This window comes from Streptacidiphilus sp. PAMC 29251 (assembly GCF_054208735.2).
Map to the genome: position 1 here is coordinate 6177415 of NZ_CM135725.2, position 18910 is coordinate 6196324.

The window sequence follows — 18910 nt, forward strand, 5'->3', positions numbered from 1 at the left end:
AAACCATCCGAACGGACTATCAGGACGATGATGTGAAAGAAGAGACCGCTGGTACGGCGGTGTTGTGCTGAGCGGGGGTTGATCTCTCGTAAGGTTTGCTCGTGCCTTCTCTGCGCAATCCCGTCGGGCCGCTGCCTTCGTCCATCTACTGGCGGCGCCGCCTCGTCGTGCTCGTGGTCCTCGCCGCGGTGCTCCTCCTGGTCCTCTGGCTGCTGCTGTCCGGCGGCAGCGGGAAACCCGGAGCGGGCGGACCGGCCTCGTCCTCGCACCCCGTCGCCTCGATCAACCCGGGTACCAGCGCCCCCGGTGGGTCGAGCGACGGCTCGAAGGCGGGCGGAGCCGGCGGCGGCACGCCGTCCGGCCCGTCCGGCAGCGCCTCGGCGACCACGCCGGCCGGCACCAACGGCGGCACGGTGGTGGGCGGCGGCGGCCCCAGCACCGGCACCGGCAGCAGCACCGGCGGTACGAGCGGTGGGGCCGGCGCCAGCTCCGGCGGCAGCAACGGAGGCAGTGCCAGCGGCGGCAGCGGCGGCGTCGCCACACCGCCCAACGCGGCCGGCACCATGAACCTGCCGGTCTGCGCGGCGGCCGACGTCGAGCTGGCGCTGACCAGCACCGAGCAGACCTATGACTCCAGCCAGTGGCCGACCTTCCAACTGGCCATCAGCAACACCACCGGCGCGGCCTGCCGGGTCGACCTGGGCGCCAAGTCGGCGGTGCTGACCGTCTCCAGCGACGGCAACAACCACGTCTGGTCCTCCGGCGACTGCCCCAAGGTCACCACCGCCCAGTGGTACGCGGCACCGGCCTCCGGCAGCCCGCTCACCGCGCAGTTCCAGTGGAGCCGCACCACCTCGGCGGCGGGCTGCACCCCCGGCGGTGGCGGCGGCGCGGTGGGCGCAGGCAGTTATGTGGCCAGGATCTCGGTGAACGGCATCCCGATCCAGCCCGCGCACCAGTTCAAGCTCGCCCCGTTCGGCAGCTGACCTGAGCGGCCCCACCCGGCCGGATCAGACGTAGCGCTCCAGGATCGAGGACTCGGCGAGTCGCGACAGCCCCTCACGGACCGAGCGGGCCCGCGACTCGCCGACGCCCTCGACCGCCTGCAACTCGTCGATGCTGGCGGAGAGCAGCTTTTGCAGACTGCCGAAGTGCTCGACCAGGCGTTCGATGACGGTGTTCGGCAGCCGCGGGATCTTCGCCAGCAGCCGGTAGCCGTGCGGGCTGACGGCGGAGTCCAGCGCCTCGGGCGTGCCCGGGAAGCCCAGGGCCTTGGCGACCGTCTGCAGGTCCAGCAGATCGCTGTGGGTCAGTCCCTCCAGATCGGCCAGCACGTCCTGCACGGTCCGGCCGCGCTTGGCGGCGCGCTCCGGGAAGTAGTCGCGGGCGACCAGCTCGCGCTCCGGCTCGACCCCGGCGATCAGCTCGTCCAGCTGGAGCGACAGCAGCCGGCCGTCGGTGCCCAGCTCGATCACGTAGCCGGCGATCTCACGGTTGATCAGACGGACCATTTCCAGCCGCTGTGCCACCGCGGTGACATCACGGACCGTCACCAGATCCTCGATCTCCAGGGCGGAGAGGGTGCCGGCCACCTCGTCCAGCCGGAGCTTGTAGCGCTCCAGCGTGGCCAGGGCCTGGTTGGCCCGGGAGAGGATCGCGGCGGAGTCCTCGATCACCCGGCGCACGCCGTTGACGTACAGGGCGATCAGCCGCATCGACTGGCTGACCGAGACCACCGGGTAGCCGGTCTGCTTGTTGACCCGCTCGGCGGTGCGGTGCCGGGTGCCGGTCTCCTCGGTGGGGATGGAGGCGTCCGGGACCAGTTGGACGCCGGCCCGGACGATCCTGGTGATGTCCTTGTCGATGACGACCGCGCCGTCGAGCTTGCACAGCTCGCGCAGACGGGTCGCCGAGAACTCGACGTCGAGCACGAAGCCGCCGGTGCTGAGCGACTCCACGGTCTTGTCGAAGCCGACGACGATCAGGCCGCCGGTACGGCCGCGCAGGACCCGTTCCAGGCCGTCGCGCAGTGGGGTGCCGGGGGCTACGGCGCTGAGCGAGGCCCGCATCAGGGCCTCCTCGCGGGAGGAGCGATCCGCCCGGTCGTTGGCTGCCACGGGACGACTCCTCCGGTGGGGGTGCGGTGTACCGCCATGAGTTTACCGTCGGGCGCGGCGGACTGTGTCCGGTTATTGACGGCGACCCGGTTCCGGCGCTAGTCGGGGTCGATCGGATCCCATCCGTCCATCAGCCCGGAGTCGCCTCCCGGAACGGACGAAAGGGGCGACCCACCTGCGTCGGGACGCTTCTCGGGGCGCTCCTTCCGGGCCCGCGAGCGGCCGCCCTGACCGGGGATCGCGGCCAGCGCCTCGCTGATATTGGCCACTTCGGTCACCCGCATCCCGGCCGGGATCTTCCCCGGATCCGGCGGAACCAGGGCATGGGTGAAGCCGAGCCGGGCCACCTCGGCCAGCCGCCGCTCCACGCCGGTGACCCGGCGGACCTCGCCGGCCAGGCCCACCTCGCCGATCGCCACCATGTTCGGCGGCAGCGGCGTGTCGGCCGCGGAACTGGCCACCGACAGCGCGATCGCCAGGTCGGCGGCCGGTTCGGTGAGCTTCACCCCGCCGACCGTGGCGGTGTAGATGTCGAGCTTGCCGAGCCGCACCCCGCCGTGCCGCTCGACCACGGCCAGCACCATGGCGATCCGGGGCGACTCCAGGCCCGAGGTGGTGCGCCGGGGGAGGGGATCTGCGAGTCCACCATCAGCGCCTGCACCTCGGCGACCAGCGGACGGCGGCCCTCCAGGGTGACGGTCAGACAGGTGCCGGGGACCGGTTTGTCACGCTTCGTCAGGAACAGCCCGGACGGGTCGGCGACCCCGGTGATCCCCTTGTCGTGCAGCTCGAAGCAGCCGACCTCGTCGGTCGCGCCGTAGCGGTTCTTGACGCCGCGGATGATCCGCAGCCGGGCGTGCCGGTCGCCCTCGAAGTGCAGCACCACGTCCACCAGGTGCTCCAGCAGCCGCGGCCCGGCGATCGAGCCGTCCTTGGTGACATGGCCGACCAGCAGCGTGGACATGGCCCTGGCCTTGGAGACCCGGATCAGCGCCGCGGTCACCTCGCGGATCTGGGCCGGGCCGCCGGGCGCGCTCTCCAACTGGGCCGAGGCGATGGTCTGCACCGAGTCCAGGATCAGCAGCGAGGGCTGCACCTGCTCGACGTGGCCGAGCACCGCCCCGAGGTCGGTCTCCGCCGCGAGGTAGAGGTGCGGGGAGATCGCGCCGATCCGGTCGGCCCGCAGCCTGACCTGGCTCGCCGACTCCTCACCGGTGATGTAGAGGGTGCGGTGCTGCTCGCTGGCGGCCTTGGCGGCGACGTCCAGCAGCAGCGTCGACTTGCCGACCCCCGGCTCGCCCGCGAGCAGCGCCACCGCGCCGGGGACCAGACCGCCGCCGAGCACCCGGTCCAGCTCGTCGATATTGGTCGGCCGGGACGCGGCGACCCGTGCGTCGACCTGCCCGATCGGGATCGCGGCGCTGGTCACCGGCCCTGCGGCGGTGGTGCGGACCGGGACCGCGCCGGTCTCCTCGACCGTGCCCCAGGCGTTGCACTCGGTGCACCGGCCGGTCCACTTGGGCGGCGTGAAGCCGCACTCGGTACACCGGTACGAGGCGCGGGCGGGCTTGGAGGTGGTTCGTGCTGCCATGCCGTGAACGCTACAGCCGACCACCGACACCGGTGATCGGTCACCCGTTAGGAGTATCCGCAGGGCAAGTTCCCCTACGCACGGCCTCCCGGCCCTAACGTCGGTGTGTGACCACAGACGTGCAGGCCACAGCTTCTGCCCCGCTCCCGCCCGCGCCGCTGCCGTCGGCCCGGCCCGGGGACGCGCGGGTCGGCGCCGGGCGGGCGACCGGCGCGCGGGCCCTGGACGAGGCCTGGGAGCGGCTCGGTGACGGGCTGTTCACCTACTGCCTGTCCGTGCTCTGCGACCAGGCCGAGGCGGTCGCGGCCGTCCGCGAGGTGCGGCAGCTCTCCGCGCGGCACCGGCGCCGGCTGCGCCGCCCCGAACTGCTGCGCGCCTGGCTGTACGCGCTGGCCCGGCATGTCTGCCTGGTCCGGATGGAGGAGGCGGATCCGGTCAGGAGCGTCCCGCGCCCGGCCGGCCGGCACAGCGCCGAGCACGGCCGGCTGGCCACCCTCGGCTGGCCCGAGGCCGCCGGGGTCACCCCGGCCCAGCGGGAGTCGCTGGAGCTGGCCGGACGGCACGGCCTGCGGCCCGCCGAGCTGGGCGCGGTCCTGGATCTGCGCACCGAGCAGGCCGGGGCGCTGCTGGCGCAGGCGGTCTGCGAACTGGAGCGCACGGCCGCGGCGCTGGCGGTGCTGGCCGCCGAGGCCTGCCCGGAGCTGGCGGTGATCGGCGAGGGGCGCGGTCCGGTCCTCGGCACGGCGCTGCGCGGCGAGCTGGTCCGGCATGTCGACGCCTGCCCCACCTGCCGGGGCACGGCCGAACGTGCCGCCGCGGTCGGCCCCTGGCCAGGGACGCTGCGGGCGCCCGGGTCGCCGGCCCTGGTGGCGGCCCCGCCGGAGGCCCGCAAGGCCGCGGTCGGCGAGGGCTTCTTCGCGGCGCTCGGCGCGGGCCGCAGTGAGCGGAGCGACGGCCGGGAGGACGGCCGCGAGCCCCGGTTCGACCGGCGCGGCTTCCCGGTCCACCGGACCGCCAGGGCCGCCCGGGCGACCATGCTGCGGCAGCGGGCGGTGGCCAGCACGGTGATCGCCATGGTGGTGGCCGCCCCGGTGATGGCGCTGTGGGTGACCCACCACGGCTCGGCCCCGGCGGAGGATCCGGTGTCCTCGGTGCAGGTCGACTCGGCGACGCCTGAGCCCGAACCGTCCCTGGCGGCCGGTCCGGTGCAGTCGGCGACGCCCTCGCTGTTCGCGGTGCCCTCGGTGCCTGCTGCGACGGCGCCGGTCGGCGCGGCGCCGGCCCCGGTCGGCCCGGTACCGCCGCCGTCCGCCTCGGTGGGGCACCACGGCGCCGGGCTCGGGCTCGGCACCGCAGGCCCGGCCCGACTGGCCGTCAGCGCCAGCGAGCAGGGCGGCCGGACCGTGGTCACCCTGGTCAACGACGGCGGCACGGCGGTGGCCTGGCATGCCGCGAGCACCGCCGCCTGGCTGCGGCTGAGCCGCAGCAGCGGGACGCTGCAGCCGGGCGGGCAGGTCACCCTGCTGGTGACCGTGGACCAGGCGACCGTGCCGGTGGGGGAGTGGACCGCGCAGGTGGCGATCGCGCCCTCGGGCTCGGTGGTCGTACTGCGCGGCCCCGGCAGCTCCGGCGGCCGCCGCGGCGCGCCTCCGCCCGCCTCGGGCCCCCCGGCCGGGACCAGTACCCCGACCCCGCCGCCGACCACGGACCCCACCCCGACGCCGACCCCCACGCCGACCCCGACGGCCAGTGGGACCCCGGCCCCGACCTCACCCCCGCCCACCACCGACCCGCCCACCTCGGCCGCGCCGACCGGCCCCGCTCCTGCCCCCGAGGCCACCGCCGGGGCCGGCACGCCCGGTAGCTGCCGCCCAGCAGGATCACGGTCTAGTAACGGGTGCGAACCTGGTGCAGCAGCCGGCCTCCCGCGTCCGTCTGTCCTGGTGGCAAGAACGACGGGGCACAGGGGGAGGAAGCGATGCGAGGCGCAGACACTGCGGCGTTCGCCGAGTTCGTGCAGGCCAGATCGCCGTCGCTGTTCCGGACGGCACTGCTGCTGACCGGCAGCCGGGATCCGGCGGACGATCTGGTGCAGTCCACGCTGGAGCGGATCTGGCAGCAGTGGGGCCGGGTCCGCAGGGCCGACTCTCCGGACGCCTATGCGCGCCGGATCCTGGTCAATCTGGCCAACGACCGCTGGCGCGGCCAGCGCGGCCGCACCGAGGTGCCGCTGCTGGACAGCGACACCGACCAGGACGCATCCGTGGCGACTGTCGACCCGTACCGGCAGGTGGTGCTGCGCGACGAGTTGATCCGGGTGTTGCACACACTGCCGTTGAAGATGCGGACCGTGCTGGTGCTGCGCTACTTCGACGACCTCTCCGACGAGAGCATCGCGGACCTGATGCAGGTCTCCACCTCCACCGTGCGTTCGCAGGCGGCCCGCGGGCTGGCCAAGCTGCGCGACGTGGTCCCGGCCCAACAGAGCGAGCGCGCCAACCAGAGCAATGTGCAAGGAGGTGCCCAGTGAGCAGGTTCAGTGAGGACCAGGACGTCGAGCGGGAGCTGGTCGCAGCCATGAATGACTTTGTCGACAGCACGCCGGTTCCGACCTACGACCCCTCCGCGCTGATCGCCGCACGGCGCGGGCGGCGCGGGCCGCAGCTGTGGGCGCTGGCCGCGGTGGTGATCGCGGTGGCGGCGGTCGGGACCGGGGTCGCCGTGGTGTCGGGCGGAAGCAGCCCCCGGCCGACCCCGCCCGCGGCGCCCTCGCGGACGTCGGCGAGCCACGCCCCCAGCGCGAGCGCCAGCGCGGACCCGTCCCCGCTGCCCTATGTCGATCCGGCGCAGGCGCAGGACGCGGCCACCCGCACCGTCACCGTCGCCGCGATGATGTACGAGAACTCGGCCACCCGCGGCAAGGTGAAGCTCGACACCGTCGCCGCGCTGTTCGCGAGCCCGGCCGTCTTCACCCACGCCTGGGGGAGCGGCGGCCTCGGGGTGACCTGCGGTCAGGTCGCCGACGGCGCGCTGAACGGCGGCATCGCCCCGATTCTCTACCACGGCACGCACCGGCTGACCCGGCACCCGCAGTTCGTCTTCGACGCCGACACCTCCAAGGTGACCGGAGTGACCTGCGGCAGCGCCTCCACCGGCCCGGGCGACGCGATCATGGTGGATGTCTACGGAGGCGTCGTGTCCGGCGGCAAGTCGGGGGACGGCCTGCTCGGCCCCGATGTCACCTCGGCCACCTGCGGCCACGACCAGGCCAAGACCTGGTACGCCGACGACCCCGGCTCGGGCACCCTGACCGAGGGCTGGACGGTGCGGGTGGACGGCTACGGGCCGATCAACGCCGGCATCGACCCCAACAAGAGGCTGCTCTTCTCGGTCACCTGCCCGAAGTGACGTCCCGTCAGTCCGCCGGGTGCGGGGCCACCGGGCCCGCGGCCCCGCTCCCGGCGATCCGCTGCTCGCACATCTCGGCCAGCACGGCGTAGCCGCCCGCGCCCATCAGCTCCACCAGTTCCGGGCGGTAGCTGACATACACCGGGTCGGGGCCGATGTGCGCGTCCGGGCTGCCGGTGCACCACCACTGCAGGTCATGGCCGCCGGGGCCCCAGCCCCTGCGGTCGTACTCGCCGATGGTGACCTGGAGGTAGCGGGTGTCGTCGGGGCGGTCGATCCAGTCGTAGGTGCGGCGGACCGGGAGCTGCCAGCAGACGTCCGGCTTGGTCTCCAGCGGCTCCAGCCCCTCGGCCAGGGCCAGGGTGTGCAGCGAAGCAGCCCTCGCCGCCGGGGAAGCCGGGGCGGTTGAGGAAGATGCACGCGCCGTCGACCCGGCGGGTGCGCAGATCCCCGTCCTCGTCCGGCTCGCTGATGCCCTTGGGGCCGTTGCCCTGCTTGTGGAACTGCCAGGTCTCCGGGGTGAGCCGGGCCGCGTGGCCGAGCACCCGCTGCTGGTCGTCGTCGTCGGACCAGTGCGCGCCCAGGGTGCAGCAGCCGTCGCTGGCCCGCCCCGGGCGGATGCCGTGGCAGCCGCGTCCGAAGATGCAGGTCCAGCGGGAGGTGAGCCAGGTCAGGTCGCAGCGGAAGACCTGCTCCGGATCCTCGGGTCGGCGAACTCGACCCAGGCCCTGGCGAAGTCCAGCGGGACCTCGCGCTTGCGGGCAGCCGCGGCGGCCTTCTTCGCAGCCTTCTCGACTGCCTTGCGATCGGTGAGCGTCACATCTACGGCTGGCACCCGGCAAGCCTATGGCCTGGTCGGCGGTCGGCAGAGCAGGTGAGGCCGGGTCTGCCGACCGGGTGTCCGGCCCGGCGGCTACTGCACCCTGGTCCCGAACAGGCCGCCGGTGGCGCCCTCCTTGTCGCCGCCCTGGGCCTTCCGCAGCGCGTTGGCCAGGCCCTCCAACGTCATCGACTGCAGGATGACCTTGCCCTGGCCCTCCAGAGTCGCCAGCGACAGCCCCTCGCCGCCGAACATGGCGTTCATCACACCCTGCCGGTTCATCCGGCCGACCCGCTCCACCCCGTACCGCACGCCCTCCTCGAAGGCGACGATGCAGCCGGTGTCGACCTGCAGCTTGCCGCCGAAGTCGGACAGGTTCAGATCGATGAAGTTGCCCGCGCCCGCGATGATCACGGTGCCCTCGCCGGTGAACTTCTCCAGGATGAAGCCCTCGCCGCCGGCCATCCCGCTGCGCAGCCCGGAGAAGGCGATGCCGAAGTTCACGCCGGACTCGGCGGCGACGAAGGCGTCCTTCTCGGCCATCCAGGCCCGGCCCGGGGTGATCTCCAGGGCCCGCATCTCGCCCGGCAGGGTCCCGGCGAAGCCGAGCGTGCCCTCGCTGCCCTGGGCGGTGAAGTACTGGAACGCGATGCTCTCGCCGGCCAGCATCCGCTGCCCGGCCTGCATCGCCGTCCCCATCGCCTGGCGCAGCATCCCGCCCATCCCGCCGCCGCCCCCGCCGCCCTGCTGGTTGTTGTTGGGGCCGGAGATCCGGGTGTCCATGGTGACGTTGACGGTCTTGAAGAGGAACTTCCCGGCTTCGCAGTAGACGGTCTGACCGGGCTGGAGTTGGACCACGGCCATCTGCATGGCGTTCCCGACGATCTGGAGTTGCAGGGCCACGGGGTTTCTCCTCCGACGACAGGGCGGTTTGCCTCCACCAACGCGCCGGACGCCCCCGCCGGTTCCGGTCCCGAGGTGATCCGGTCCGCGCCCTCGCGTACCGTGACCGTTTATGCGACTCGGCGTACTCGATGTGGGATCCAACACCGTCCACTTCCTGGTGGTGGACGCGCACCCCGGTGCTGCCCCGGTCCCCGCGTACTCGCACAAGATCGAGCTGCGGCTGGCCGAGCTGCTGGACGCCGACGGGGCGATCAGCGACGAGGGGGTGGAGCGGCTGATCGAGATGGTCGCCTCCTCGATGCGGGTCGCCGAGGACAAGGGCGTCGAGGAGGTCCTGCCCTTCGCCACCTCCGCGGTACGGGAGGCGGCGAACGGCGAGGAGGTGCTGAAGCGGGTCCAGCGGGAGACCGAGGTCGACCTGCGGGTGCTCTCCGGCGGCGACGAGGCCCGGCTCACCTTCCTGGCGGCCCGCCGCTGGTACGGCTGGTCAGCGGGGCGGCTGCTGCTGCTGGACATCGGCGGCGGCTCGCTGGAGATCGCCTGCGGCCTGGACGAGCAGCCCGACTCCGCGGTCTCGCTGCCGCTGGGGGCGGGCCGGCTCACCGCGGGCTGGCTGCCCGGCGACCCGCCGGACCCGGAGGACGTCCGCCGGCTGCGCCGCCACGTCCGGGCGGAGATCGCCCGCACCGTCGCCGAGGTGCACCGGCTGGGCCCGCCGGACCGGGTGGTCGGCACCTCCAAGACCTTCAAGCAGCTGGCCCGGATAACCGGAGCCGCCCGCGAGGCCGACGGCCCCTACCTGCCGCGGAAACTGACGCGGGATTCGCTCGCCTCCTGGATGCCCCGGCTGGCGGCGATGACCACCGAGCAGCGCGCGCTGCTCCCCGGCGTCTCGCCGGGCCGGGCCCGGCAGCTGCTGGCCGGCGCGCTGGTCGCGGACGGGGCGATGGACCTGTACGGGGTGGACTCGCTGGACATCTGCCCCTGGGCGCTGCGGGAGGGGCTGATCCTGCGCCGCCTGGACCAGATGACCGGCGAGCAGCAGCTCGGCTGATCGCCGCGGGGCCGACGCTGTCCCGCTGCCGCCCCACCGCCGCCCCGCCGAGCGGCGGACGCGCATACGCTGTGTTCCGTGGCGGATCCAACGGATGAGCAACCGAATCCCAGAACCGGCGCCGCGAAGAAGGCAGGCGCGGTGAAGAAGGCCGTTGCCACGAAGAAGGCAGCGGTGAAGAAGGCGGCGGCGAAGAAATCCGCGGCTACGGGCGCCAAGGCTGGCAAAACCGCCAAGAAGGCCGTCGGCAAGAAGCCCGCCGGGAAGGCGTCCGCTCCGACCCCCCGGCTGCTCGCGCAGCCCCGGGCCCTGGCCGTTCCCCCGTCCGCCGCCGGCGAGGGCTTCCCGCTGCTGGTGCCGGACGCCAAGGTGGCGCTCTCCACCGCCTCGGTCTACCCGGAGAACACCGCCGCCGCCTTTGAGATCGCGGGCCGGCTCGGCTACGACGGGGTCGAGGTGATGGTGTGGACCGACCCGGTCAGCCAGGACATCGAGGCGCTGCGCCGGCTCTCCGACTACCACGGGGTGCCGATCCTCGCGGTGCACGCGCCCTGCCTGCTGATCACCCAGCGGGTCTGGGGCACCGACCCGTGGACCAAGCTGCTCCGGGCCCGCGCGGCGGCGGAGAAGCTCGGCGCGTCCGCCGTGGTGGTCCACCCGCCGTTCCGCTGGCAGCGGCAGTACGCGCGGGACTTCGTCCAGGGGATCTGGCAGATGGCCGGGGAGACGGACGTGCGCTTCGCGGTCGAGAACATGTACCCCTGGCGCTACCGCGACCGCGAGGTGGCCGCGTACGCGCCGGACTGGGATCCCACCACCGAGGACTACCGGCACTTCACGGTGGACCTCTCCCATGTCTCCACCTCCCGCACCGACGCCCTGGAGATGGTGGACCGGATGGGCGACCGGCTGGCCCACGTCCACCTCGCCGACGGCTCCGGCTCGGCGAAGGACGAGCACCTGATCCCCGGGCGCGGCAACCAGCCCTGCGCCGAGCTGCTGGAACGGCTGGCCCGGACCGGCTTCGACGGCCATGTGGTGCTGGAGGTCAACACCCGGCGCTCGCCCGGACCCGTCGAACGCGAGGCCGACCTGGCCGAGGCGCTGGCCTTCACCCGGCTCCACCTGGCCACGGCCGCCCCGCTAGGGTCGGTCAAACGCTGACCCGACAGCAGGGACGCACACCGAGATGACCTCACTACACGGTTCCGACCTCTCCAGCTCCTTCGGCGCGGTCGCCGCCGACTACCAGGCGGCCCGCCCCAGCTATCCGCAGAGCCTGTTCGACGCGATCGAGGAGCTGAGCGGACGCCCGCTCAAGGGCGCCCAGGTGCTCGACGTCGGCGCCGGCACCGGCATCGCCACCCGGCTGCTGCACGGACGCGGGGCCGAGGTGGTCGCGGTGGAACCCACCCCCGGCATGGCCGCGCAGCTGCACCTCAGCAGCCCGGAGCTGCCGCTGGTGCGCGGCGACGGCCATGCGCTGCCGTTCGCCGACGGCTCGGTCGACCTGGTCACCTACGCCCAGGCGTTCCACTGGACCACCCCGGAGAAGTCGGTGCCGGAGGCCCGCCGGGTGCTGCGCAGGGGCGGGGCGCTGGCGCTGTTCTGGAACATCAAGGACCGCAGCCAGGGCTGGCCGATGGAGCAGGAGCAGCGGATGATCGCGGCCTGCCCGAAGTACCACGGCTACGGCGCGGTCAACTCCTCAGGACCCGACCTGGCCCGGCTGATGCCGCGGACCGGGAGGGCGGTGCTGCACTGGAGCCGCCGGATCCCGGTGGACCTGTCGCTGGCCGACCTCGGCTCCCGCTCCTATGTCGCGGTGCTGGAGCCCGCGCGGCGCGCGGAGGTGCTGGCGGCGGAGCGGGAGGCACTGCTCGCGGTCTTCCCCGACGGGGTCGTGGTCGAGCAGTTCGATCTGGACCTGACCGTGGGCCTCAACGACTGAAGGCTTCGTCGCCTCGGGGCCGGGACCTGCCGTACCGTATTTCGGACGGCCCGTCCATGTCGCGATACCGCGGCGTAGGCTCGTTCGTCAACGACGAAGGAGTTGAGCATTGTGCCCGAGCTGAGGTCCCGTACGGTCACCCACGGTCGCAACATGGCTGGTGCGCGCGCCCTCCTCCGGGCCGCAGGCGTAGCCCGTGAGGACTTCGGCAAGCCGATCATCGCGGTCGCGAACAGCTTCACCGAGTTCGTGCCCGGGCACACGCACCTCCAGCCGGTGGGCCGGATCGTCTCCGAGGCGATCCAGGCCGCCGGCGGCATCCCGCGCGAGTTCAACACCATCGCGGTGGACGACGGCATCGCGATGGGCCACGCCGGGATGCTCTACTCGCTCCCCTCCCGCGACCTGATCGCCGACTCGGTCGAGTACATGGTCCAGGCGCACTGCGCCGACGCGCTGATCTGCATCTCCAACTGCGACAAGATCACGCCGGGCATGCTGATGGCGGCGCTGCGGCTGAACATCCCGGTGGTGTTCGTCTCCGGCGGCCCGATGGAGGCCGGCAAGGCCACCCTGGTCGACGGCACCGTCCGCAAGCTGGACCTGGTCAACGCGATCTCCGACGCCGTCAACGAGAACATCTCGGACGAGGACATCTCCCGGATCGAGGAGAACGCCTGTCCGACCTGCGGCTCCTGTTCCGGCATGTTTACCGCGAACTCGATGAACTGCCTGGCCGAGGCCATCGGCCTGGCGCTGCCCGGCAACGGCTCGATCCTGGCCACCCACACGGCCCGCAAGGAGCTCTACCAGGCCGCCGGGCGCACCGTGGTCGAGATCACCAACCGGTACTACGGCCAGGACGACGACAGCGTGCTGCCGCGCAATGTCGCCACCCGCGCCGCGTTCGAGAACGCGGTCGCGCTGGACATCGCCATGGGCGGCTCCACCAACACCATCCTGCACCTGCTCGCCGCCGCCCAGGAGGCCGAGCTGGACTTCGACATGGCCGACATCGACGCCCTGTCGAAGCGGCTGCCCTGCCTCTCCAAGGTCGCGCCCAACGGCTCGTACTACATGGAGGACGTGCACCGGGCCGGCGGCATCCCGGCGATCCTCGGCGAGCTGTACCGGGGCGGGCTGCTGAACGAGGACGTGCACACCGTGCACAGCCCGTCCATGGCCGACTGGCTGAAGACCTGGGACATCCGCGGCGGCTCCCCGTCCGCCGAGGCGATCGAGATGTTCCACGCCGCGCCCGGCTGCGTCCGCTCCTCCTCCGCCTTCTCCCAGTCCGAGCGCTGGGACACCCTGGACACCGACGCGGCCGGCGGCTGCATCCGCGACGTGGCGCACGCCTACTCCACCGAGGGCGGCCTGGCCATCCTCTACGGCAACCTGGCCGTGGACGGCAGCGTGGTGAAGACGGCCGGCGTGGACGAGTCGCTGTGGACCTTCCAGGGCCCGGCCGTGGTGGTCGAGTCGCAGGAGGACGCGGTCGAGGCGATCCTCACCAAGCGGATCAAGGAGGGCGACGTCGTCGTCATCCGCTACGAGGGCCCCAAGGGCGGCCCCGGCATGCAGGAGATGCTCTACCCGACCTCGTACCTCAAGGGCCGCGGCCTGGGCAAGGCCTGCGCGCTGATCACCGACGGACGCTTCTCCGGCGGCACCTCCGGCCTGTCGATCGGGCACGCCTCGCCCGAGGCGGCCTCCGGCGGCGCGATCGCGCTGGTCGAGGACGGCGATCTGATCACCATCGACATCCCGGGCCGCTCGATCCGGCTGGAGGTCTCCGACGAGGAGCTGGCCGCCCGCCGGGCCGTGCTCGAGGCGGGTCACGGCTACCGCCCGAAGAACCGCGAGCGGCAGATCTCGGCCGCGCTGCGGGCCTACGCGGCGATGGCCACCAGCGCCGACAAGGGCGCGGTCCGGGACGTCTCCCGACTGGGCTGAGCGAGTTGCACGGCGGCGGGCCGTCTGTCCGGTGATACCGGGCGGACGGCCCGCCGTCGCATAATCGAGCGGTGTCCGAGAAAACCGAACGCCCCGCACCCAGCCCCGAACCGGTCCGCTTCTTCGGGACCGGCTGGGTCCAGCACGACGCCGGCTACTGGCTGCGGCGGGTGGCCGTCAGCGCGGGCGCGCTGGTGGCGGCCGTCGCCGGAACCGTGCTGATGCGGCTCGGCGTGCAGGGGGTGTTCGTCTCCGAGGCCGGTTCGCTGGTCAACGCCCTGCTGGTGGTCGCGGTCGCGATCTGCACCTGCGTGGCCGCGATCCGCACCTGGAACCTGCTCAGCAAGGGCAAGGCGGCGCTGACCGGCTGGATGGCGGACGACCGGTCGGTCGGCCCGATGCTGGTGATCGGCTGCGTCGGGATACTGGTCGCCTATTTCCTGCGGAGCCTGGTCGAGGCGCCCGGCGAGGGTGAGAAGCGGGCCCGCTACGAGCTGGCGTCCGCCGCCCACGTCCGCCGCCGCACCCCCGCCACGGCGGGCGCGGGCGCGCGGCGCAAGCGGCGCTGAGCCTGCTGGGCCCGTCGGACTCTAGTAGCCGGTGTTCTTGCGGCGGGTGGAGGCGACCGAGCCGACCACGCCGACGATGGCGCCGAGGATCGCGGCGTGCCAAAGGCCGGTGAAGATGCTGAAGAAGACGCCGTCCCCGCTGAGCAGGAACTGGGTCACGGTGTTGGTGACGAAGAGGCCGACGGCGGGGACCGCCGCGGTCTGCCACGGGTGCTCGGACGCCCAGCGGCGCAGCCGTCGCTCGCCGCCCTTGCCCACCATGGAGCCGACGCCGCCGACCAGGAAGAGCAGGAACAGGCCGACGCTGGCCGGCCAGGCGAGCATGCCCAGCGACCAGTTCAGGGTGATCAGCTCAAGGCCGAGGGTGGCACCGCCGCCGACGACGCCGACGACGCCCGCGGAACGCCAGGGTCCGTGCGTGGCCGAGGCGACGGCGAGCTGGCTGGATTCGCGGGACGAGACATCACTGCTAGTCATGCCTCCACGGTGCGCCCTCGACGACCCGAACGCTATAGGGGACAACCCTGAGTTTTACGGCCCTAGGCTGGACGCATGCTGACCCGTGAGCTCCTGCTCGCCGCCGCGTGCCGTCCCGTGGTCGGCCGGCGCCTGCTGCGGCGCTTCGTCGCCGGGGAGTCCACCGCGGAGGCGGTCGGCGTCCTCGACCGGCTGATCGCCCGCGGGCTGCAGGTCAGCGTGGAGCACCTGGGCGCGGAGAGCGCCGACCCGGCACAAGCCGACGCGGTGCGGGACGAGTACCTCGCGCTGCTGGCGCGGCTCGGCGCGGCCGGGACCGGCGGGCGGGCCGAGGTCGCGGTCGCGCTGTCCGCGCTGGGCTCCGGGCTCCGTCCGGACGGCCGTCGCGCCGCGCTGGAGCGGGCCCGCGCGGTGTGCGCGGCGGCGGAGGCGGCCGGGGCCGCGGTCACCCTGGACCGGTCGGCCCCCTGGGCGGTCGACGACACCCTGGACACGGCCGCCGAGCTGCGCGCGGACTTCCCCCGGGTCGGCGTGGTGCTGCGGTCCTGTCTGCGCCGCACCGAGGCGGACTGCCGTGAGCTGCTGCACACCGGGACACGGGTCCGGCTGGTCAAGGGCCGGTGTCCGGGGGCCGAACGGGTGGCCTTCCGCGGCCGGGGCGAGGTGGACCGCTCCTTCGTCCGCTGCCTGCGGCTGCTGATGGAGGGTCACGGCCACCCGATGGTGGCCACCGACGACCCCCGGCTGATCGAGATCGCCGGCGCGCTGGCGGTACGGGCCGGGCGGCCGCAGCAGAGCTACGAGTTCCAGCTGCCCTACGGCGTCCGGCCGGACGAGCAGCGACGACTGGCCGCTGCGGGCGAGGCGGTGCGGGTGACCGTTCCCTACGGGCAGATGACACGTCGAGCGCTGCGTGCATCCCACTGACCGGCTGCTGGACGGCGGGGACGCCGCGCCCGCGGCCGGTGCGAGGATGGCGGCCAGCAAGGTCAGCACGCAGAGCCGCACGGAGGTCCCATGACGCAACGAGTCGCCGTCCTCGGCACCGGCAAGATCGGCGAGGCCCTGGTCTCCGGGCTGCTGCGGGCCGGGAAGTCCCCGGCGGACGTGCTGGTCACCGCGCGCCGCCCGGAGCGTGCCGCCGAGCTGCGCGAGCGCTACGGGGTGGAGGCGGTCAGCAACGCGGAGGCGGCCAAGGCCGCGGACACCCTGATCCTCACCGTGAAGCCGCAGGACATGGGCGCGCTGCTGGAGGAGCTGGCGCCGCAGGTCTCGGCGGACCGGCTGGTGATCTCCGGCGCGGCCGGGGTGCCCACCGCCTGGTTCGAGGAGCGGCTCGCGCCGGGGACGCCGGTGGTCCGGGTGATGACCAACACCCCGGTGCTGGTCGACGAGGCGATGAGCGTCATCTCGGCCGGCTCGCACGCGAGCGAGCAGCACCTGCTGCGCACCGAGGAGATCTTCAAGCCGGTCGGCAAGACGCTGCGGGTCCCCGAGTCGCAGCAGGACGCGGCCACCGCGCTCTCCGGATCGGGACCGGCGTACTTCTTCTTCCTGGTCGAGGCGATGACCGACGCGGGGATCCTGCTGGGGCTGCCCCGCGCGGTCGCGGCCGAGATGATCGTCCAGGCGGCGGTGGGCGCCTCGGTGATGCTGCGGGACTCCGGCGAGCACCCGGTGAAGCTGCGCGAGGCGGTCACCTCCCCGGCCGGAACCACCATCGCGGCCATCCGCGAGCTGGAGAACCACGGGGTCAGGGCGGCGATGCTGTCCGCGCTGGAGGCGGCCCGCAACCGCTCGCAGGAGCTGGCCTCCGGCGGCAAGTAGCGGCTGCCAAGGACCCTAGGGTGGTGCCATGCGCTACGACCTGGTGATCTTTGACAATGACGGGGTGCTGGTGGACAGCGAGCCGCTGTCCAACCGGCTGCTGGCCGACTATCTGACCGAGCTGGGGTACCCGACCACGATCGAGGACTCCTACCGCGACTTCATGGGCGCGGCCTCGCACACCGTGCACGACACCATCGCCGAGCGCTTCGACGGCGCCCGGCTGCACGAGAGCTTCGACGACGACTTCCACGCCCGGGTCTTCGCCGCCTTCCGGGAGCGGCTCACCCCGGTGCCCGGGTCGGCCGAGCTGGTGAAGCGGGTGCGCGAGTCGGGCCTGCGCTACTGCGTGGCCTCCTCGGCCCACCACGAGTGGATCCGCACCGCGCTGGACACCTGCGGGCTCTCCGGCTTCTTCACCGAGGAGCAGTTGTTCAGCGCCCAGGACGTGGGCCGGGGCAAGCCCGCGCCCGACCTGTTCCTGCACGCCGCCAGGACCATGGGGGTCGCGCCGGAGCGCTGCGTGGTGCTGGAGGACAGCCCGCTCGGGGTGGCCGCGGCCCGCGCCGCCGGGATGGACGTCTACGGCTACACCGCGCTCACCCCGCGCGAGCGCCTCGCCGACGCGACCGGCCTCTACCAGGACCCGGCGGAGGTCCCGGCGCTGCTGGGCCTCTGAGCCCGGCCGGGCTGTTCGTGCGGGTCAGTCCGGCACCCGCAGCCGGCGCCCCCGGAGCGGGGCGCCGCGCAGGCCGGTGAGCCGGAACGGCAGGCCCAGGCCGCTGCCCGGGGTCGGCTGCGAGGTACGGGTCTCGGCGCGCAGGTGCAGCGCCGGCTCGCTGCCGTCGCCGGAGTCGCCGACGGCGGCGATCGGGGTGCCCACGGTGAGGTGCTGGCCCCGACGGACCCGGACGCTGTCCTGCCGCAGCCAGGACAGCACCACCAGCGCCCGGCCGGTGTCGATGGCGATGTGGTTGCCCTCCGGGTGGTCCACGGCGGGCGCGTACGGGTCGTGGTCCGGCAGGCCGTCCACGGCCGCGACCACCACGCCGTCGCAGGGGCTGAGCACCGGCTGGCCGAAGATCGCATAGCGCTGGTTCCCGGCCGGGGCCAGCCCCAGCGCACGCCGTCCGCGCCACTGCGGCCCGTCGCCGAGCTGCACCAGGTCCATGGCGTAGCGGCGGTGCCGGCTCGCGCCGGGGGTCAGCGACTCCTGGGCGTAGCGGTTCACGGCGGGGCCGCCGGCCTCGGTGAAGGTGAAGCAGCCGCCGCGGAGTGGGAAACCGAGGATCAGCGGGTGTGCGCTGGGGGAGGGCTGGATCGGCCGGGTCCGCCGCCAGGTCCATCCGGCGAGCGCGAATCCGGCCGCGCACAGCGCCATTTCCGGGATCCCCGGCCTGGTCCAGGGCAGCCCGGGACCGAACGCGGGCAGCGCGCGGAGCCCGGCCAGCAGGGCGAGGGCGACGGCGGCGAGGGGGAGCGCGCGGAACCACGGGGGGAGCGCGTGGGTGGGCCCGGTCCGCAACGCGTACCAGGCCAGCGCGGGCGCGGTGAGGACCAGCAGCAGCCAGCCGGTGGCGGTGCCGGTGAGGAAGGGGAGGACGGCGGTGGCCACCGCGGCGGCGAGATAGCCGAGGGTGAGCCGGGTCAGCGCCGCCGCGCTGGGCGAGGCGGCGCTGGACGAGACCGCGGTGGCGCCCCCGCGCGGCGGCTCGACCGAGGCCGGGGCTGGGGCTGGTGCCGGCGCGGGAACCGGGTCGGACGCCGGTGCCGGGATCGGTGCCGGGTCAGAAACCGGGACCGGTCCGTGGGCGGGAGCCGCTGCCGTTCCGGAGAGGACCGGGAGGTCGGTGCGGGACTGGGCGGGGAGTGACCCCTGACGGGCAGTCAAGGCCGCGGGGCCGGTGACCAGGGTGGTGAGTCTGCCGTCGGCGGACAGCTGGGCCCAGACCAGCTCCGTGCCTTCCGCGAACTGCACCTGGTACAGCTCCCGCTCCCGCGGTGCCCGCCGCACCCCCCGCAGTGCGCCGTGGCGCTCCCGCAGGCCGTCCACCGTCGCCCGGAGCCGGTCCAGCGGCACGCTGCGCAGCAGCTCCCCGCTGAAGGCCGACTCGTCCAGCGCCTCCGCGCCGAACACCGCCGCGAGGGCCTGGGAGACGGCATCCTGCGAGGGGAAACGGCGCAGTGGTGCGAGGAGTCGGTCGCGCGGGCTCATCTGGTCTTCCTGTCTGCAG

16 protein-coding genes and 2 pseudogenes are annotated in these 18910 nt (G+C 73.5%); 12 read left to right on the forward strand and 6 right to left on the reverse strand.

What is annotated here, in order from left to right; translation table 11 throughout:
- The first annotated feature begins 101 nt into the window (after positions 1-101).
- Entirely contained in the window at positions 102-986 is an 885-nt protein-coding gene (locus ACXKR8_RS29465; protein ID WP_458267609.1) for a hypothetical protein, read from the forward strand.
- A gap of 24 nt (positions 987-1010) precedes the next feature.
- On the opposite strand, the gene disA is transcribed toward ACXKR8_RS29465, so the two are convergent.
- Complete coding sequence (gene disA, locus ACXKR8_RS29470) at positions 1011-2117, reverse strand: DNA integrity scanning diadenylate cyclase DisA (protein ID WP_458267610.1); 1107 nt, start codon at positions 2115-2117, stop codon at positions 1011-1013.
- A 98-nt stretch (positions 2118-2215) separates the two neighbouring features.
- Positions 2216-3708 (reverse strand): annotated as a pseudogene (gene radA, locus ACXKR8_RS29475) (DNA repair protein RadA).
- Positions 3709-3815: 107 nt separating this feature from the next.
- Between radA and ACXKR8_RS29480 the strand changes: the two are divergent.
- The 3 genes from ACXKR8_RS29480 to ACXKR8_RS29490 are packed head-to-tail and all read left to right on the forward strand — an operon-like array spanning position 3816 to position 7116.
- Positions 3816-5768, forward strand: a complete 1953-nt coding sequence (locus tag ACXKR8_RS29480) for a BACON domain-containing protein (RefSeq protein ID WP_462099911.1) — start codon at positions 3816-3818, stop codon at positions 5766-5768.
- A complete protein-coding gene (locus tag ACXKR8_RS29485; RefSeq protein ID WP_458267613.1) occupies positions 5687-6238 on the forward strand; it encodes a SigE family RNA polymerase sigma factor in 552 nt (183 codons plus the stop codon). Before ACXKR8_RS29480 ends, ACXKR8_RS29485 begins: the two co-directional genes overlap by 82 nt.
- On the forward strand, positions 6235-7116 hold the full coding sequence (locus tag ACXKR8_RS29490; RefSeq protein WP_458267614.1) for a hypothetical protein: 882 nt from the start codon (positions 6235-6237) through the stop codon (positions 7114-7116). The genes ACXKR8_RS29485 and ACXKR8_RS29490 overlap by 4 nt, the downstream gene beginning before the upstream one ends.
- Positions 7117-7123: 7 nt before the next feature.
- On the opposite strand, the pseudogene ACXKR8_RS29495 reads toward ACXKR8_RS29490, so the two are convergent.
- Positions 7124-7858 (reverse strand): annotated as a pseudogene (locus tag ACXKR8_RS29495) (hypothetical protein).
- Between the two features lie 171 nt (positions 7859-8029).
- A complete protein-coding gene (locus ACXKR8_RS29500) occupies positions 8030-8839 on the reverse strand; it encodes an AIM24 family protein (protein ID WP_458267615.1) in 810 nt (269 codons plus the stop codon).
- A gap of 112 nt (positions 8840-8951) precedes the next feature.
- Between ACXKR8_RS29500 and ACXKR8_RS29505 the strand changes: the two genes are divergently transcribed.
- The 5 genes from ACXKR8_RS29505 to ACXKR8_RS29525 all read left to right on the forward strand — a co-directional run bounded on the left by ACXKR8_RS29505 (position 8952) and on the right by ACXKR8_RS29525 (position 14372).
- Positions 8952-9896 (forward strand): Ppx/GppA family phosphatase, encoded by a 945-nt coding sequence (locus tag ACXKR8_RS29505; protein ID WP_458267616.1) that lies wholly within the window; start codon positions 8952-8954, stop codon positions 9894-9896.
- A 348-nt stretch (positions 9897-10244) separates the two neighbouring features.
- A complete protein-coding gene (locus ACXKR8_RS29510) occupies positions 10245-11060 on the forward strand; it encodes a sugar phosphate isomerase/epimerase family protein (protein ID WP_458275105.1) in 816 nt (271 codons plus the stop codon).
- 25 nt (positions 11061-11085) lie between these two features.
- Complete coding sequence (locus ACXKR8_RS29515; protein ID WP_458267617.1) at positions 11086-11847, forward strand: class I SAM-dependent methyltransferase; 762 nt, start codon at positions 11086-11088, stop codon at positions 11845-11847.
- Positions 11848-11958: 111 nt separating this feature from the next.
- Positions 11959-13803, forward strand: a complete 1845-nt coding sequence (gene ilvD, locus ACXKR8_RS29520) for a dihydroxy-acid dehydratase (protein WP_458267618.1) — start codon at positions 11959-11961, stop codon at positions 13801-13803.
- Positions 13804-13874: 71 nt separating this feature from the next.
- Entirely contained in the window at positions 13875-14372 is a 498-nt protein-coding gene (locus ACXKR8_RS29525; protein WP_458267619.1) for a hypothetical protein, read from the forward strand.
- Between the two features lie 21 nt (positions 14373-14393).
- Here the strand turns inward: ACXKR8_RS29525 and ACXKR8_RS29530 are convergent, their stop codons facing one another.
- Positions 14394-14849: a hypothetical protein gene (locus ACXKR8_RS29530; protein WP_458267620.1), complete on the reverse strand. Its 456-nt coding sequence runs from the start codon at positions 14847-14849 to the stop codon at positions 14394-14396.
- Between the two features lie 75 nt (positions 14850-14924).
- Here ACXKR8_RS29530 and ACXKR8_RS29535 point away from each other — a divergent pair, with 75 nt between their 5' ends.
- The 3 genes from ACXKR8_RS29535 (at position 14925) to ACXKR8_RS29545 (ending at position 17355) form a co-directional block, all read left to right on the forward strand.
- Positions 14925-15776, forward strand: coding sequence for a proline dehydrogenase family protein (locus tag ACXKR8_RS29535; protein WP_458267621.1), 852 nt, complete (start codon positions 14925-14927; stop codon positions 15774-15776).
- Positions 15777-15866: 90 nt separating this feature from the next.
- Positions 15867-16676, forward strand: a complete 810-nt coding sequence (gene proC / locus ACXKR8_RS29540) for a pyrroline-5-carboxylate reductase (protein ID WP_458275106.1) — start codon at positions 15867-15869, stop codon at positions 16674-16676.
- Positions 16677-16704: 28 nt separating this feature from the next.
- Entirely contained in the window at positions 16705-17355 is a 651-nt protein-coding gene (locus ACXKR8_RS29545; protein ID WP_458267622.1) for an HAD family hydrolase, read from the forward strand.
- Positions 17356-17379: 24 nt separating this feature from the next.
- Here the strand turns inward: ACXKR8_RS29545 and ACXKR8_RS29550 are convergent, their stop codons facing one another.
- Positions 17380-18891 (reverse strand): M23 family metallopeptidase, encoded by a 1512-nt coding sequence (locus ACXKR8_RS29550; RefSeq protein WP_458267623.1) that lies wholly within the window; start codon positions 18889-18891, stop codon positions 17380-17382.
- Positions 18892-18910: the final 19 nt, after the last annotated feature.